This window comes from Micromonospora sp. NPDC007220 (genome assembly GCF_040634035.1).
GTDB classification, from domain to species: domain Bacteria; phylum Actinomycetota; class Actinomycetes; order Mycobacteriales; family Micromonosporaceae; genus Micromonospora; species Micromonospora reichwaldensis.
The window spans coordinates 959,000-974,030 of record NZ_JBEYEU010000001.1 but is presented as its reverse complement, the minus strand read 5'-3'; the positions used below and the strand labels follow the sequence as shown (position 1 = coordinate 974,030).

Genomic DNA, 15,031 nt, shown 5'->3' with positions numbered 1-15,031 from the left:
GGAGGCGGCCCGTACGCGAGGATGGGCGCATGCGCATCGTGGTTCTGACGGGCGGCATCGGAGGTGCTCGCTTCCTGGTCGGCGTACGTGCGTACGCCCGGGAGGTCGGCGCCGAGGTGACCGCCGTGGTCAACGTCGGCGACGATCTGCTCCTGCACGGGCTCAAGGTCTGCCCCGACCTGGACAGCGTGATGTACACGCTGGGTGGCGGCGCGGATCCGGAGCGGGGCTGGGGGCGCGTCGGCGAGAGCTGGACGGTCAAGCAGGAACTGGCCGCGTACGGCGCCGAGCCGAGCTGGTTCGGGCTCGGCGACAAGGACATCGCCACCCACCTGGTGCGGACCACGATGATCAACGCCGGCTACCCGCTGCACGCCGTCACCGAGGCGCTCGCCGCCCGCTGGCAGCCGGGCGTACGCATGCTGCCGGCGACCGACGACCGGCTCGAGACGCACGTGGTGGTGGAGCTCGACGGCGGCCAGCGGGCGATCCACTTCCAGGAGTGGTGGGTACGCCACCGCGGCGACGTCCCCACCCACAGGTTCGTCTTCGTCGGCGCGGAGGCCGCCCGGCCGGCGCCCGGCGTGCTGGAGGCCGTCGCCGGGGCCGACGTGGTGCTGATCGCGCCGAGCAACCCGGTCGTGAGCGTCGCCCCGATCCTGGCCGTGCCCGGGCTGCGCGAGGCGGTCGCTGACGGCCCCGCGCCGGTGGTCGGCGTGTCGCCGATCATCGGCGGCGCGCCGGTGCGCGGCATGGCCGACCGCTGCCTGGCGGTGCTCGGGGTGGAGTGCAGCGCGGCCGGCGTGGGCCGGCTCTACGGCGGCCGGTCGGCCGGCGGGCTGCTCGACGGCTGGCTGGTCGCCGAGGAGGACGCCGGCGCGGTGGTGCCGGAGGTGACGGTCCGCGCGGCACCGCTGCGGATGACCGACGAGGCGGCGACGGCGGCCATGGTCCGCGCCGCGCTGGAGCTGACGTGAGGCTTGAGATCCTGCCGGTGCCGGGCATCGGCCACGTGTCCGAGGGCGACGACCTGGCGGGCCTGATCGCCACCGCCGCGCCCTGGCTGCGCGACGGCGACGTGCTGGTCGTGACCAGCAAGATCGTCTCGAAGGCGGAGGGGCGCCTCGTCGACGTCCCGGCGGACGGGCCCGAGCGGCTCGCCGCGCGGGACGAGGTGCTGGCCGCCGAGACGGCGCGGGTGGTGGCCACCCGGGGCGCGACCCGGATCGTGCAGACCCACCACGGCTTCGTGATGGCGTCGGCCGGCATCGACGCCTCGAACGTCGACAAGACCCGGCTGGTGCTGCTCCCCGAGGACCCGGACGCCTCCGCCCGGGCGCTGCGCGCCGCCCTGCGCGAGCGCCACGGCGTGGACGTCGCGGTGATCGTCAGCGACACGATGGGCCGGCCCTGGCGCAACGGGCTCACCGACGTGGCGCTCGGTGTCGCCGGGATGGACGCGATCCGCGACCACCGGGGCGAGGTCGACCCGTACGGCAACGAGCTCCAGCTCACCCAGATGGCGGTGGTGGACGAGCTGGCCGGCGCGGGCGAGCTGATCAAGGGCAAGTGTGACCAGATGCCCGTCGCGGTGGTGCGCGGCTACCTCACCGCGCCCCAGCCCGACGACGGCGTCGGCGCGTCGGCGCTGGTCCGGGACGCGTCGATGGACCTCTTCTCGCTGGGCACCGCCGAGGCGAGGGCCGCCGGGCTGGCCGCCGCCGCCACCCTGGCGGACGGCCCCAACCCGAGCCCGCCCGACCCGGAGGCCGTACGCCGGGCGATCGGCACGGTCGCGGGCGTGGTCGCCCCCGGCACGGTCTTCAGCCTGGTCTCCGACGAGGAGGCCCACGCCGGGCTGACCTCCCGGGTGCCCGGCTGGCCGGCGGACGCGACGACGCTGGTGCTCGGCTCCCCGGCCACCCCGGCCGGCCCGGTCGACCTGGTCCGCTTCGGCGCCGACCTGCAACGCCTCCGCGCCGCCCTGGCGGCCGAGGGCGTCGCCTCCCTGCTGCTCCCCCCGCCCCCGGGCACCACCGCCAGCGCCGCGCTCGCCCTCTGACGGCGCCCGGGCGGCAGGGGCACAATCACCAGCCGTCCCTCGCCCGGGACCCGGCTGACGGCACCCGGGCGCGCTCAGGAGTTGAGCATCGCCCGCCCCAACGGGGTCAGAGTGTGCAGGACGGTGTTGCGGTCGCGCTGGCTGACCAGGAGGCCGGCGTTGCGCAGCACGGTGGTGTGCTGGCTCGCGGCGGCGGCCGAGATGTTGAGCCGGCGGGCCACCTCGCCGGTGGTGCAGCCGTCGTCGCTGGCCGCCAGCACTGCGGCCCGGGTCCGGCCGAGCAGCGCGGCCAGCGCCTCCCGACCCGGATCCGACGCACCGGGGCCGCCGCCCTCGCCGGGGGCCGGCAGCAGGCCGCCGAGCCGGTCCACCGGATAGACGAGGACCGGGGGCAGCGCCGGATCGAGCAGGGCGACCGGCGTGGCCGCGCAGAAGAACGACGGCACCAGCAGCAGGCCGCGCCCGCCCAGGTGCAGCTCCCGGCTGTGCGGGTAGTCGCGGATCTCCAGCATGCCGGCCTCCCAGCGCATGGCGGGCCGCATGCTGGCCAGCAGCCCCTCCACCCCGCCGTCGAGCAGGGCGCGGGCCCGCCGCGACCGGTCGGCCTCCACCGCGGCCTGGATCCGGGTCCAGTACGGGTCGATCGCCAGGCCCCGGTAGCGCTCCATCGCGCCGGTCAGACCGCGCAGGATGTCCGGCTCCCCCCGGGCCAGCGCCCCGGCGCCGACGGGCAGGGCACTGTTGGCGGCGAGCAGCGCCAGGTCGCGTTGCAGCAGGGCCGTGGGGGTGCTGCGGACCGCCTCCATGCCGGCGTCGAACCCCGAAACGCTCTCGTACGGGGTGAGGAAGTCGGGAAAGTAGCCGCGGGGCGGGTTGAGCGTCAGCAGGAGGCGCAGTCCCGCCGAGTCGCTGACCTCGCGCAGCCCTCGCGTGACGCTACGCCGCCAGCCCGCCAGCAGCGGATCCCGGCCACGGCCGGGCAGCAGGTGCAGGCTGAGAACCAGCTCCCACACCGGATCCGCCGCCGGAGCCACCCGGGTCCGGAGGATGTCCTCGGCGGAAAAGTAGATCTTCAGCATGGACGGCTCCCGCGTCGCCCGGCAGAGGGGATGCCTGGCAACCGTTTGCACTGTACCTGGCCGGCACTTATCTCCGTCTTTAAGCGTGGACTGAAAAACCTCGACGCCTCCGGGGGCCGTTCGGCATGCTCTCACTGCCCGTACACGGGGGCGGGCACGTCACCCGACGCGCCTGGAAACGGGCACCCGGGGGACGGGGAGAGACCGGCGACCGGGCGGCACCACGAGGGTCTGCGGCCGTGTTCCGCGGAGGTGTCGTCCGGCCGCCGGTCCACCACAGCTCAGGCGACCCAGAGCGCCACCCGATGGTCCTCGTCGGTGACGTAGAAGCTCTGCCCGTCCCACTCGGCCACCCCCTCCACGTGGTGGAACGGCGCCAGGTCGGCCACCAGCTCACCGGGGACCAGGTGCTTGTCGCCGGGCGCGGGAAACCGCACGTGCCGGGAGGTGACCTCGCCGCCGGTCGGATGGTCGTCGAGCAGCACCGAGCCCTTGCCCAGCGCGTCGATCGACCCGACGATCGCCGCGTAGCCGCCGTCCTCCGTGGGCGTGATCGCCCGGAAGCCGGCCAGCGCGCCGGGCGGCGTCACCCCCGTCAGGACGTACGCCCCCGCCGCCCGCGGCCAGCTCGGCGCCGGGTCGAACATCTCCGGCACACCGGTCAGCTCGACCAGGATCGGCTCACCGTCGGCGGTGACCGGGAACCGCAGTCCGAGCAGGACCCCGCCGGCCGGCGTGAAGGCCGCCGCCTCCACGTTCAGCGGCAGGTCGTCGGGGACGAGCCGGCTGACCCAGCCCTTCGACCGGGCGGTGCCCCGGGCGACGGTCTCCCCGATGAACCGGGCCCGCACCCGCTCGCCCGGCGGCAGCGGGGTGAAAGCCGCCGCGAGCAGGGCGTCGTTGACCGCCCGGTGCAGCCGGAACCGGTTGCGCACCACCTGCACCGGCAGGGTGCCCGCCGCCGCGTCGTCCTCGCGGAACCGGGCCACGAAGGCGCGTCGCGGGCGCAGCGGTCCCGCTTTCGAACCGAAGTGGGACCCGAAGACGTACACCCAGCCGTCGTGGTGGGCGAGCGCCTCGCCGTCCTCCGTGCGGCCGTTCTCGGCCCCGGCGTCGGCGGCCACGTGGTGGGCGACCCAGCGGCCGTCGTCCAGCTCCAGCAGCAGGGCCAGGCAGTGCTCCACCGGCCCCTCGTCGAGCACGGTCCAGAAGCCCCGCCGGGCACCGTGCGCCCGCAGCAGCGGCACGGAGCGCACCGGCAGCAGGTCGCTGGCCTCGTTGCCGGCCACGACGAACTCCAACAGTCGCAGGGTCACCGGGCCAGGGTACGAAGCGTCGGCTCGTACAGTGTCGACATGGCCGACTTCCCCACCGCCGCCTCCCGACCGACGAACGCGGAGCCGCACGCGGCCGCGCCCGCCGAGACGGACGAGGCGCGGCACGCCGAGGTGTACGCGGCGCTGCACGCCGACGCCGTCGCGACGCTGAGCCGGTGGGAGCCGACCGGCCCGGCCGCCGCCGAGGCCCGCGACCGGACGGTCGCGCTGCTGGCCGCCGGGCCGGTGGCGATGAGCCGGGCGCACCGGCCCGGGCACGTCACGGCGAGCGCGCTGGTGCTCGACGCCACCGGGTCGCGGGTGCTGCTCTGCCTGCACGGCAAGTTCCGGCGGTGGGTGCAACTCGGCGGCCACTGCGAGCCGGCCGACCGGACCCTCGCCGCCGCCGCCCTGCGCGAGGCCGGCGAGGAGTCCGGCATCGCCGGCCTGCTGATCGACCCCGTCCCGATCGACGTCGACATCCACCCGGTGAGCTGCCAGGGCGGCTCGCTGCATTACGACGTGCGCTTCGCCGTGCTCGCCCCGCCCGGGGCCGTGGAGCGGGTCAGCGAGGAGTCCGAGGCGCTGGGCTGGTTCCCGCCGGACCGGCTGCCGGAGCCGCTGGCCGGCGGGACGGCGCACCTGGTCGCCCCGGCCCTGGCGACGCTCAGACGAGCCCCTCTTCGCCCCGTTCCTTGAGCTCGTCGACGACCTTCTTCACGTCCTGCGCCCGGTCGCGGGGGCAGACCAGCAGCGCGTCCGGGGTGTCGACGATGACCAGGTCGCGCACGCCGACGGCGGCCACCAGCCGCCCGGAGTGGGGCACCACCACCAGTCCGGCGCTGTCCCGCAGCAGCACCCCCGGCTTGGCGTCGGCGCCGAGCACCACGTTGCCGTCCGCGTCGGCGGGCAGTACCTCGCCCAGGGTGTGGAAGTCACCGACGTCGTTCCAGCCGAAGTCGCCCGGCACGGTCGCCACCCGGCCGGCGGTCGCCGCGCCCTCCATCACCGCGTAGTCGACGGAGATCTTCGGCAGCGTCGGCCAGACCGTGCCGAGCACGTCGTCCTGCTCCTCGGTGCCCCACGCCTCGGCGATCGCGACGATCCCGGCGTGCAGGGCGGGCTGCTGGCGAGCCAGCTCGGCGAGGAACACGTCGACCCGCCACACGAACATGCTGGCGTTCCAGAGGTGCCGCCCAGAGCGCAGGTACGCCTCGGCGACCTCGGCGCTCGGCTTCTCCTTGAACTCGGCCACCGGCCGCAGCGGGCCACCGTCGACCGGGTCGCCGGTCTGGAGGTAGCCGTAGCCGGTCTCGGCCCGGGTCGGGGTGATGCCGACCGTCATCAGCAGGCCCTGCTCGGCGCCGCGTACCGCCTCCCGGACGACCTCCCGCCAGCGCTCCGGGTCACCGATCAGGTGGTCGGCGGCGAAGGAGCCCATCACCGCCTCCGGGTCGCGCCGCGCGATGACCGCGGCGGCCAGGGCGATCGCCGCGCACGAGTCCCGGGGCGAGGGCTCGACCAGGATGTTCTCCTCCGGCAGCCCGGCGAGCTGGCGCGCCACCGCCGTCACGTGCGCGGTCCCGGTGACCACCAGGGTGCGTTCGGCGGTGGTCAGCGGACCCAGCCGGTCCACCGTCGCCTGGAGCAGCGAGGCGGCGGAGCCGGTCAGCGGGTGGAGGAACTTGGGATGGCCGGCGCGGGACAGTGGCCACAATCTCGTGCCACTGCCACCCGCCGGGATCACGGCGTAGATCACCCGCACATCATGCCCGATTCGCCTGACCGGGGACGCATTCTCGCGCCGCCGGCCACGGCGGTCAGGCCCGGGCCCGGCTCCAGGCGGCGATGTGCACCTCGGCGCTGGACTCCCAGGTGAACTCCTTGGCCCGGTCGAACCCGGCCTTGGCCAGGGACAACCGCCGCTGCTCGTCGTCGAGCAACGCGGCCAGGTCCGTGGCGATCTGGTCGGGCGCCTCGCTGGTGTACGCGACCGCGTCGCCGCCCACCTCCGGCAGCGACAGCCGGGGCGTGGTGAGCACCGGGGCGGCGCACGCCATCGCCTCCAGGATCGGCAGGCCGAAACCCTCCCCGTAGGACGGGTAGGCGGCCACCAGCGCCCCGCCGAGGAAGCCGGGCAGGTCCGCGTAGCGGAGATAGCCGGGACGGAGCAGCCGCAGGTGCGACGGGACCTCCGCCACCGCACGGTCGATGTCGTCGTCGTGCCCCTGGCCCCCGGCGATCACCAGGGCCGGCGGATCCGCCCGGTCGGCCACCGCACGGGCCCAGCCGCGGATCAGGTTCGGCACGTTCTTGCGCGGCTCCTTGGCCCCGAGGAAGGCCACGTAGTTGGTGCCGCCGAGCCCCAGCCGGGCCCGGACCCGGGCCTTCTCCTCGTCGCCGGGCGCGTGGAAGGCAGCGTGGTCGACGCCGTGGTAGGCCACGTCGATCCGGGTGGGGTCCGCGTCGAGCAGCCGGATCAGCTCGTCCCGGGTGGCCTTGCTCGGCACGATCACCCGGTTGGCGCGGCGCAGCGACGTCTTGATCGCGCTGCGGAAGAAGGTGCGCCGCGACTTGTCGTAGTGCTCCGGCTCGGTGAAGAACGTCGCGTCGTGCACGGTCACCGTGACGGGGCAGCCGGCGCGCAGCGGGCAGGTGTAGAAGGGCGAGTGCAGCACCTGCGCGCCCACCTGCTGGGCGAGCAGCGGCAGGCCGGTCTGCTCCCAGGCGAGCCGGGCGGGGCGGTGCGCGACGGCCGCCGGGGCCGGGACGATCTCCGCACCGGGCAGCATCCGGGTGTAGCGCTCCAGGTCGGTACGCAGGCAGACGACGGCCAAGTCCACCCCCGATCCGCACACCTTGCCGAGGGCCCCGAGCAGGCCGTCGACGTATCGACCGACACCACCACGGTCGACGGGGACACTCGTGGCGTCGATGAGCACGCGGGGCGGGCGGCCGGCGGTCACGGGGCGACTCCTTGAACTGACGGAACTGTGGGGAACAACACTCCGGCAAGCCTACGCCGGAGCCCGGCGCGGACGCTGACTGCGACCCGACGGTACGCCGACTTCTCGCTGTCATCGAGTACGGCCGCCGGGCGCGTATCGTTCGCGCCGATGGCCGACAACATTGCCCGGGTCTTCGCCGACGCGATCGCGACCGACCCGACCCGACCGCTGCTGACCTGGTACGACGACGCCACAGGCGAACGGACCGAACTCTCCGGAGCCACGCTGGCGAACTGGGTGGCCAAGACGGCCAACCTGCTCGTCGACGAGGTGGCCGTGGGCCCCGGCGACGTCGCCGGGGTGTTGCTGCCCCCGCACTGGCAGACCGCCGCGGTGCTGCTCGGCTGCTGGTCGGCGGGGCTGACCGTCGCCGACACGCCGGGCGACGTGGACGTGCTCTTCACCGCCGCGACCCGGGTGGCCGAGGCGGACGCCTGGTCGGCGGGCGAGCGGTACGTCCTCGCCCTCGACCCGTTCGCCCTGCCGATGCGCCAGGTGCCGCCCGGCTTCGCCGACTACGTGTCGGAGGTACGCGCCCACGGCGACCACTTCAGCCCGTACGCCCCCGGCGGCCCGGGCGAGGCGGCGCTGCTGGGCCGCGCGACCGCCCGCGCCACGGAACTGGGCATCGCGTCCGGCGACCGGGTCCTGATCGACACGGGGAGGTATCCCGATCCGGTCGACTGGCTGCTCGCCCCGCTGACCGCCACCGCCACCACGGTCCTCTGCGCCAACCTCGACCCGTCCACCCTCCCCACCCGCACCACCACGGAACGGGTGACCCGCCCTCTCCCCTGACGCTCCACCCCTCCCACCCACACCCAGCCCGCCCCACCCCACCTCGGCCGCCCCGCCCCACCTCGGCCGCCCCGCCCCACCTCGGCGTCGATCATGGAGTTGTGGTGGACGGAAGACGTCGTTACGCCCCTTTCGCGGGGCACCACAACTGCATGATCGACGCCCCCCGGCGCAACCACGCACGGCCAGGGGCAGCGACGCACGGGCCCGGGCGGCCACGCGCGGCCGGGGCGGCGAACGCGCGGCCGGGGCGGCGAACGCGCGGCCGGGGCGGCGAACGCGCAGCCGGGGCGGGAGCGGGATGGAGTGCGGGTCAGGGGCGGGGGGTGCGGGTCTGGGCGAGGGTGGCGAAGGCCGTGAGGGACTCCGGGTTGGCCAGGGCGCCCCTGGCCGCCGCCGAGTCCACCGGGGTGCCCGTGAGGATCTTCTTCACCGGCACCTCCAGCTTCTTCGCCGACAGGGTGCGCGGCACGGCCCGTACCTGGTGGATCTCGTCCGGGACGTGCCGGGGCGACAGCGCCGTACGCAGCTCGCGGCAGATCTTCTTCCGCATCGCGTCGTCCAGCTCCAGGCCCTCGGCGAGCACCACGAACAGCAGCAGCTCACCGGCGCCGCCCTCGTCGTCCTCCAGGTGCACGACCACCGAGTCGACGACCTCGTCGAGCCCCTCGACCACCGAATAGAACTCGGCGGTGCCGAGCCGCACGCCGCCCCGGTTGAGGGTGGCGTCGGAACGGCCCGTGATCACGCAGCCGCCCCGGTCGTTGATGGTGATCCAGTCGCCGTGCCGCCAGACGCCCGGGTACAGGTCGAAGTACGCCTCCCGGTAGCGGGTGCCGTCCGCGTCGTTCCAGAAGCCGACCGGCATGCTCGGCATGGGCTCGGTGATCACCAGCTCGCCCAGCTCACCGACGACCGGCGTGCCGTCGGCCGAACGGGCCTCCACCTTGGCGCCGAGCGCCCGGCAGGTGATCTCACCGGCGTGCACCGCCAGCAGCGGCACGCCGCCGACGAAGCCCGTGCAGACGTCCGTGCCGCCCGAGAGCGACTGGAGTTGGAGGTCGTCGCCGACCGTCTCGTACACCCAGGTGAAGCCCTCGGCGGGCAGCGGCGCGCCGGTCGAGCCGACCCCACGCAGCGCGGAGAGGTCGGCGGTCTCCTTCGGCACCAGCCCGGCCTTGCGGCAGGCCAGCAGGAACGGCGCGGACGTGCCGAGGTACGTGGTGCCGGTCTCCCCGGCCAGCCGCCACAGGGCGCCCAGGTCGGGGTGGCCCGGGTTGCCGTCGAAGAGCACGATCGCCGCGCCCACCGCCGGCCCGGAGACCAGGAAGTTCCACATCATCCAGCCGGTGGTGGTGAACCAGAAGAACCGGTCCGCCGGGCCCAGGTCGTGGTGCAGGGCGAGCATCTTCAGGTGCTCCAGCAGGATGCCGCCGTGGCCGTGCACGATCGGCTTCGGCAGCCCCGTGGTGCCGGAGGAGTAGAGCACGTAGAGCGGGTGGTCGAAGGGGACCGGCGTGAAGGTCAGCGGCTCGTCGGTGTCGGCGGCCAGCTCCGACCAGGCCAGCGCTCCCTCGAACGCGCCCGCCGGCCGGTCCGGAGCGTCGCCGGACGGCGCGGTGGCCGGATCCCCGGCCGGGTCGAGGTAGGCGATGCCGACGGTGTGCTTCACCGACGGCAGGGCGGCCCGGATCGCGGCCACCTCGCCGCGCCGGTCGACCGGCTTGTCGCCGTAGCGGTAGCCGTCCACCGCGACGAGGATCTTCGGCTCGATCTGCTGCCACCGGTCGGTGACGCTGCGGGTGCCGAACTCCGGCGCGCAGGAGGAGAAGATCGCGCCCAGGCTGCTGGTGGCGAGCAGCAGCACGTACGTCTCGGGGATGTTGGGCGCGTAGGCGGCGACCCGGTCGCCGGCGGTGACGCCGAGCCGGCGCAGCCCGGCGGCCACCCGGCGGACCTGCTCGCGCAGTTCGGCGGCGGTGAGGGTGACCGGCGCCCGGGTCTGGCCGTGCGCGATGACCACCGGGTCGTCGTCGGCCAGGCCCGGCATCCGCAGCACGTTCTCGGCGTAGTTGAGGGTGGCGCCGGGGAACCATCTGGTCCCGGGCATCTCCCGGCCGCTCAGCGTGGCGGTCGGCGGGGTGTGCGCGACCACCTCGAAGTGGTCCCAGACCGACCGCCAGAACGCGTCCAGGTCCGTGACCGACCAGCGCCACAGCTCGTCGTAGTCGGCGAAGTCCAGCCCCCGGTGCTCACGCAGCCAGCGCAGGTAGCTTCCGATCCGGGACCGCTCGCGTACGTCCGCCGGCGGCGTCCACAGCACGTCACCCACTGCTCCACCCTCCCCTGGCCCCGCACGACACTGTGAAATGGGCCGTGGCGCCATCTTGCCCTACCTCAGAGCGCCATTCTCCGCACCCGACCTCCGTCGGCGCACGTGCCGAACCCACATGCCCTACCGCCCTGCTGTGTGTGCCGCGTCAGGAAGGGCGCCTTCCTGACGCTCTCAGTAGAGAGGAAGGGGCCCTTCCTTGCACCCGGTCAGCCGGCGCGGTGGGCCTGGATGGCGCGACGGCGGGCCAGCCGGTGGGCGCGGCGGATCTCCGCCTCCCGGAACCGGCGCTCGTCCTCCGGGCCCTCCGGCAGCACCGGCCGGACCGCCCGCGGCGCGCCGCCGAGGTCGACGCCCACGAAGACGAGGTACGCCGTGGCCACCCGCACCGGCTCGTCCTCGGCCGAGTCCCACCGCTCGGCCACCACCCGGACGCCGACCTCCATCGAGGTCTGCCCCGTCCAGTTCACCTGGGCGTGCGCGTGCAGCAGGTCACCGACCCGGACGGCCTCGGTGAAGACGATCTCGTCGATGGCCGCGGTGACCGCAGTGCCGCCGCTGTGCCGGGCCGCGGCGGCCCCCGCCACGTCGTCGATGAACTTCATCAGCACCCCGCCGTGCACGGTGCCGTACAGGTTGACGTCGACCGCGGTCATGATCCGGCTCAGGGTGACCCGGGAGTAGGAGGTCGGCTTGCCGGCCGGCGCGGTGGAGGGGTGCTCGGTCATGTCGAAAACGGTACGGTGCGCGGATGCGACATCTCTGGAGCTTCCTCGCGGGGTTGGTGGTGGCGCCCGTCACGTGGGTGCTGGTCACCCTCGGGCAGGACGGGTCGGCGGGCACCGTCGACCGTTGGGTCGAGATCGGCACGTCGAACTCGGCCAATCTCATCGAGCCCGCCGTCTACCTCGCCCTCGGCGGGGTCCTGCTCGGCCTGCTCGGCACGCTGCGCACGTCACCGCTCGGCCCGCTCGTGGCCGGGCTGCTGCTCGCCACCCCGTACGTGGCGATGTTCGTCGCGCCCTTCGAGGTGCGGGACCGCATCCCGGACGGCTGGAAGGTCTTCGGCGACCCCCTGCCGCTGCACCTGCCCGTGGAGAACGGCACGCTCTTCCTGATCGGCCTGCTGCTGGTCGTGGCCACCTTCAGCGGGCAGCGCTGGCGGCGCTGGCCCCGACCGGCGGTCGAGCCGACGCCGGCGCCCGCCGAGGGGCCGGAGCGCAACGACTTCACGCTGACCGACTGGCCGCCGGCCGAGCCGACGGACCGGGACACCGCCCCGCCGAGCCTCGGCTACCCGGACCCGACGCCGACGGAGCCGCTGCCGCGCCGCACCGGCGGGGGGTCGCCGTGGTCGGCGCCGCCGCGCACCGGCAACCGGCCGGAAGAGGACACGACGACCGAGATCCGGTGACGCCCCGGCCGCACGCGCGCCGGGAGCCGGGTGAGGATGCGGGCGGGCCGGACGACCGGCCCGCCCGCCGACCGGCTCAGCCCTTCAGGAGCTGGCGGGCCATCACGATGCGCTGCACCTGGTTGGTGCCCTCGTAGATCTGCGTGATCTTGGCGTCCCGCATCATCCGCTCGACCGGGTAGTCCCGGGTGTAGCCGTAGCCGCCGAGCAGCTGCACGGCGTCGGTGGTGATCTCCATGGCCGCGTCCGAGGCGAAGCACTTGGCCGCCGCGCCGAAGTAGGTCAGGTCGGCGTCGCCCCGCTCGGACTTGCCGGCCGCTGCGTACGTCAACTGCCGGGCCGCCTCCAGCTTCATGCCCATGTCGGCGAGCATGAACTGCACGCCCTGGAACTCGGCGACCGCCTTGCCGAACTGCTTGCGCTCCTGGACGTACCCCTTGGCGTAGTCGAGCGCGCCCTGGGCGATGCCGATGGCCTGCGCGGCGATGGTGACCCGGGTGTGGTCCAGGGTCTTCATGGCGGTGCCGAAGCCGGTGCCCTCGGCACCGATCATGCGGTCCGCGGGGATCCGGACGTTGTCCAGGTAGACCTCGCGGGTCGGCGAGCCCTTGACGCCGAGCTTCTTCTCCGGGGCGCCGAAGCTGACCCCGGCATCGGACTTCTCGACCACGAAGGCGGAGATGCCCCGGGACCGGGCCGACGGGTCCGTCACCGCGAAGACGGTGTAGAACTCCGACACCCCGGCGTTGGTGATCCAGCGCTTCACGCCGTTGAGCACCCAGTGATCGCCGTCACGCACCGCGCGGGTGGTCATCGACGCCGCGTCGCTGCCGGCCTCCGGCTCGGAGAGGCAGTACGAGAACATCGCCTCGCCCGCCGCCACCGGGGTCAGGTAGCGCCGCTTGAGCTCCTCGGAACCGGCCAGCAGCAGCGGCATGGTGCCGAGCTTGTTGACCGCCGGGATCAGCGAGGACGAGGCGCAGGCCCGCGCCACCTCCTCGATCACGATGGCCGTGGCCAGGGCGTCCGCGCCCGCACCGCCGTACTCGACGGGGACGTGCGGTGCGTGGAAGTCGGCGGCCCGCAGCGCGTCGTACGACGCCTTCGGGAACTCGCCGGTCTCGTCCGCCTCGGCGGCGTGCGGCGCCACCTTGGCCGCACAGACCTCACGGACCGCCTCCCGGATCGCCTCGTGCTCCTCGGGCAACCGGTAGACGTCGAACGACTGCTCTGCGGCCATGTCGGCCCCTCCCCTTCACCGCTATCATGCGCAGTCTGTAGCGTCTCCTGACCGCCGACGGCGCAGACTGAAGGATAGCGACCCGGTTCGGGGTCATGTTACCGCCGCGTAGCCTTGGACGTGGCGGAGCGCCGACGCCGCCCGGCGACGATGGAACAGGCAGACGTTAGAGTCCCTCCGGTGCCCGCCCAGGCGCCGCAGCAGAACGCGACGCGACGACGCGACGCCAGCGCGAGCGGAGAAGACAGGCGTGACGATCCCGTACCCCAACACCCAGCCGATGCCCGCCATCGCCGCGGTGACGCCCCCCTCCGGCGCGCAGCGACCGCGGGTGACCTTCCTGGGCACCGGCTATCTCGGCGCGACCTACGCCATCTGCTACGCGGAACTCGGCTACGAGGTCCTCGGCTTCGACGTCGACGCCGACAAGATCGCCATGCTCAACGCCGGCGAGGTGCCGATCCACGAGCCCGGGCTCGACGAGCTGCTCAAGCGCAACCTGGCGGCCGGGCGGCTGCGGTTCAGCACGGACATCTCCGAGGTGGCCGACTTCGGTGACGTGCACTTCATCTGCGTCGGCACGCCGCAGCGCGCCGACGGGATGGGCGCCGACCTGTCGTACGTCGAGGCGTCGGTCACCAGCCTGGCCCAGCACCTGACCCGCAAGGCGCTGATCGTCGGCAAGTCGACAGTGCCGGTCGGCACCGCCGAGTGGGTGGAGCAGCTGGTCAGCAAGCACAGCCCCGCCGACCTGGGCGTCGAGGTGGCGTGGAGCCCCGAGTTCCTCCAGGAGGGCTTCGCCGTCGACGACGTGCTGCGGCCCAACCGGATCGTCGTCGGCGTCAAGAGCGAGTGGGCCAACGGCATGCTCTACGCCGCCCACAAGGGCGTCTTCGACCTGGCTGCCACCGAGGACCGCGAGGTGCCCCTGGTGGTCACCGACTTCGCCACCGCCGAGCTGGTCAAGGTCGCCGCGAACGCCTTCCTCGCCACCAAGATCTCCTTCATCAACGCGATGGCCGAGGTCTGCGAGGCCTCGGGCGGCGACGTCACCCACCTCGCCCGGGCCATCGGCTTCGACCCGCGCATCGGCAACCGGTTCCTCCAGGCCGGGCTCGGCTTCGGCGGCGCCTGCCTGCCCAAGGACATCCGCGCGTTCCAGGCCCGCGCCCAGGAGCTGGGCGCCGGGGAGGCGCTGCGCTTCCTGCACGAGGTCGACCTGATCAACCTGCGCCGCCGGACCCGGGTGGTCCAGCTCGCCGCCGAGCTGCTCGGCCGCCGCTCCGGGCCCGCCGGACCGGATCTCTCCGGCACGCGCGTGGCCGTGCTCGGCGCGACCTTCAAGCCCAACACCGACGACGTACGCGACGCGCCGGCGCTCTCCGTCGCCTCGCTGCTGCGCAAGGCGGGCGCCGACGTACACGTCTACGACCCGCAGGGCATGGAGCGGGCGCGCGCCGTGGCGCCCGAGCTGGTCTACGAGCCCGGCATCAACGAGGCCGTGACCGGGGCTGACCTGGTCTGCGTACTCACCGAGTGGGCCGACTTCCGCAACGCCGACCCGGTGGCCCTCGGCGAGCTGGCCGCCGGACGCAAGGTGGTCGACGGCCGCAACTGCCTGGATTCGGCACTGTGGACGCAGGCCGGCTGGGAGTACCGCGGCATGGGCCGCCCCTGACGATCGACGACCGACGGCCGGTCGCGGAGCACGCTCCGCGACCGGCCGTTCGCCGTACGCGTGGACGATCTTTGCCCCGGACCCGCCGACAACTGTCGAAATCC

The 15,031-nt window shown here is 74.0% G+C and carries 13 protein-coding genes; 6 read left to right on the top strand and 7 right to left on the bottom strand.

The window, feature by feature from the left end; all coding sequences use genetic code 11:
* Positions 1 to 29 precede the first annotated feature (29 nt).
* Both cofD and ABZ573_RS04675 read left to right on the top strand, forming a co-directional pair.
* A complete protein-coding gene (cofD, locus tag ABZ573_RS04680; protein ID WP_151456820.1) occupies positions 30 to 977 on the top strand; it encodes a 2-phospho-L-lactate transferase in 948 nt (315 codons plus the stop codon).
* A complete protein-coding gene (locus tag ABZ573_RS04675; protein ID WP_327030528.1) occupies positions 974 to 2,062 on the top strand; it encodes a coenzyme F420-0:L-glutamate ligase in 1,089 nt (362 codons plus the stop codon). Before cofD ends, ABZ573_RS04675 begins: the two co-directional genes overlap by 4 nt.
* Positions 2,063 to 2,136: 74 nt before the next feature.
* Here ABZ573_RS04675 and ABZ573_RS04670 read toward each other — a convergent pair whose 3' ends face one another.
* Both ABZ573_RS04670 and ABZ573_RS04665 read right to left on the bottom strand, forming a co-directional pair.
* Complete coding sequence (locus ABZ573_RS04670) at positions 2,137 to 3,141, bottom strand: winged helix-turn-helix domain-containing protein (RefSeq protein WP_327030527.1); 1,005 nt, start codon at positions 3,139 to 3,141, stop codon at positions 2,137 to 2,139.
* A gap of 281 nt (positions 3,142 to 3,422) precedes the next feature.
* The gene (locus ABZ573_RS04665) at positions 3,423 to 4,457 is read right to left on the bottom strand and encodes a hypothetical protein (RefSeq protein WP_358115564.1); all 1,035 of its coding nucleotides are present in this window, start codon (positions 4,455 to 4,457) and stop codon (positions 3,423 to 3,425) included.
* A gap of 39 nt (positions 4,458 to 4,496) precedes the next feature.
* Between ABZ573_RS04665 and ABZ573_RS04660 the strand changes: the two genes are divergently transcribed.
* Positions 4,497 to 5,156, top strand: coding sequence for an NUDIX domain-containing protein (locus ABZ573_RS04660; RefSeq protein WP_358115561.1), 660 nt, complete (start codon positions 4,497 to 4,499; stop codon positions 5,154 to 5,156).
* Here ABZ573_RS04660 and ABZ573_RS04655 read toward each other — a convergent pair.
* Positions 5,125 to 6,216: a sugar phosphate nucleotidyltransferase gene (locus ABZ573_RS04655; RefSeq protein WP_151456825.1), complete on the bottom strand. Its 1,092-nt coding sequence runs from the start codon at positions 6,214 to 6,216 to the stop codon at positions 5,125 to 5,127. The two genes, ABZ573_RS04660 and ABZ573_RS04655, sit on opposite strands and share 32 nt — an antisense overlap.
* A gap of 61 nt (positions 6,217 to 6,277) precedes the next feature.
* Positions 6,278 to 7,423 (bottom strand): glycosyltransferase family 1 protein, encoded by a 1,146-nt coding sequence (locus tag ABZ573_RS04650; RefSeq protein WP_151456826.1) that lies wholly within the window; start codon positions 7,421 to 7,423, stop codon positions 6,278 to 6,280.
* 150 nt (positions 7,424 to 7,573) lie between these two features.
* On the opposite strand from ABZ573_RS04650, the gene ABZ573_RS04645 reads away from it, so the two are divergent.
* Entirely contained in the window at positions 7,574 to 8,263 is a 690-nt protein-coding gene (locus ABZ573_RS04645; RefSeq protein ID WP_327030525.1) for a TIGR03089 family protein, read from the top strand.
* Between the two features lie 313 nt (positions 8,264 to 8,576).
* Here ABZ573_RS04645 and ABZ573_RS04640 read toward each other — a convergent pair whose 3' ends face one another.
* Entirely contained in the window at positions 8,577 to 10,595 is a 2,019-nt protein-coding gene (locus ABZ573_RS04640) for an acetoacetate--CoA ligase (RefSeq protein ID WP_327030524.1), read from the bottom strand.
* A 209-nt stretch (positions 10,596 to 10,804) separates the two neighbouring features.
* Entirely contained in the window at positions 10,805 to 11,323 is a 519-nt protein-coding gene (locus ABZ573_RS04635; RefSeq protein ID WP_132233514.1) for an acyl-CoA thioesterase, read from the bottom strand.
* A gap of 23 nt (positions 11,324 to 11,346) precedes the next feature.
* Here ABZ573_RS04635 and ABZ573_RS04630 point away from each other — a divergent pair, with 23 nt between their 5' ends.
* Entirely contained in the window at positions 11,347 to 12,009 is a 663-nt protein-coding gene (locus tag ABZ573_RS04630) for a hypothetical protein (protein ID WP_151457236.1), read from the top strand.
* A gap of 76 nt (positions 12,010 to 12,085) precedes the next feature.
* Here ABZ573_RS04630 and ABZ573_RS04625 read toward each other — a convergent pair whose 3' ends face one another.
* On the bottom strand, positions 12,086 to 13,249 hold the full coding sequence (locus ABZ573_RS04625; RefSeq protein ID WP_132233510.1) for an acyl-CoA dehydrogenase family protein: 1,164 nt from the start codon (positions 13,247 to 13,249) through the stop codon (positions 12,086 to 12,088).
* A 250-nt stretch (positions 13,250 to 13,499) separates the two neighbouring features.
* On the opposite strand from ABZ573_RS04625, the gene ABZ573_RS04620 reads away from it, so the two are divergent.
* The gene (locus tag ABZ573_RS04620) at positions 13,500 to 14,927 is read left to right on the top strand and encodes a UDP-glucose/GDP-mannose dehydrogenase family protein (protein ID WP_151457237.1); all 1,428 of its coding nucleotides are present in this window, start codon (positions 13,500 to 13,502) and stop codon (positions 14,925 to 14,927) included.
* The last annotated feature ends 104 nt before the right edge of the window (positions 14,928 to 15,031 follow it).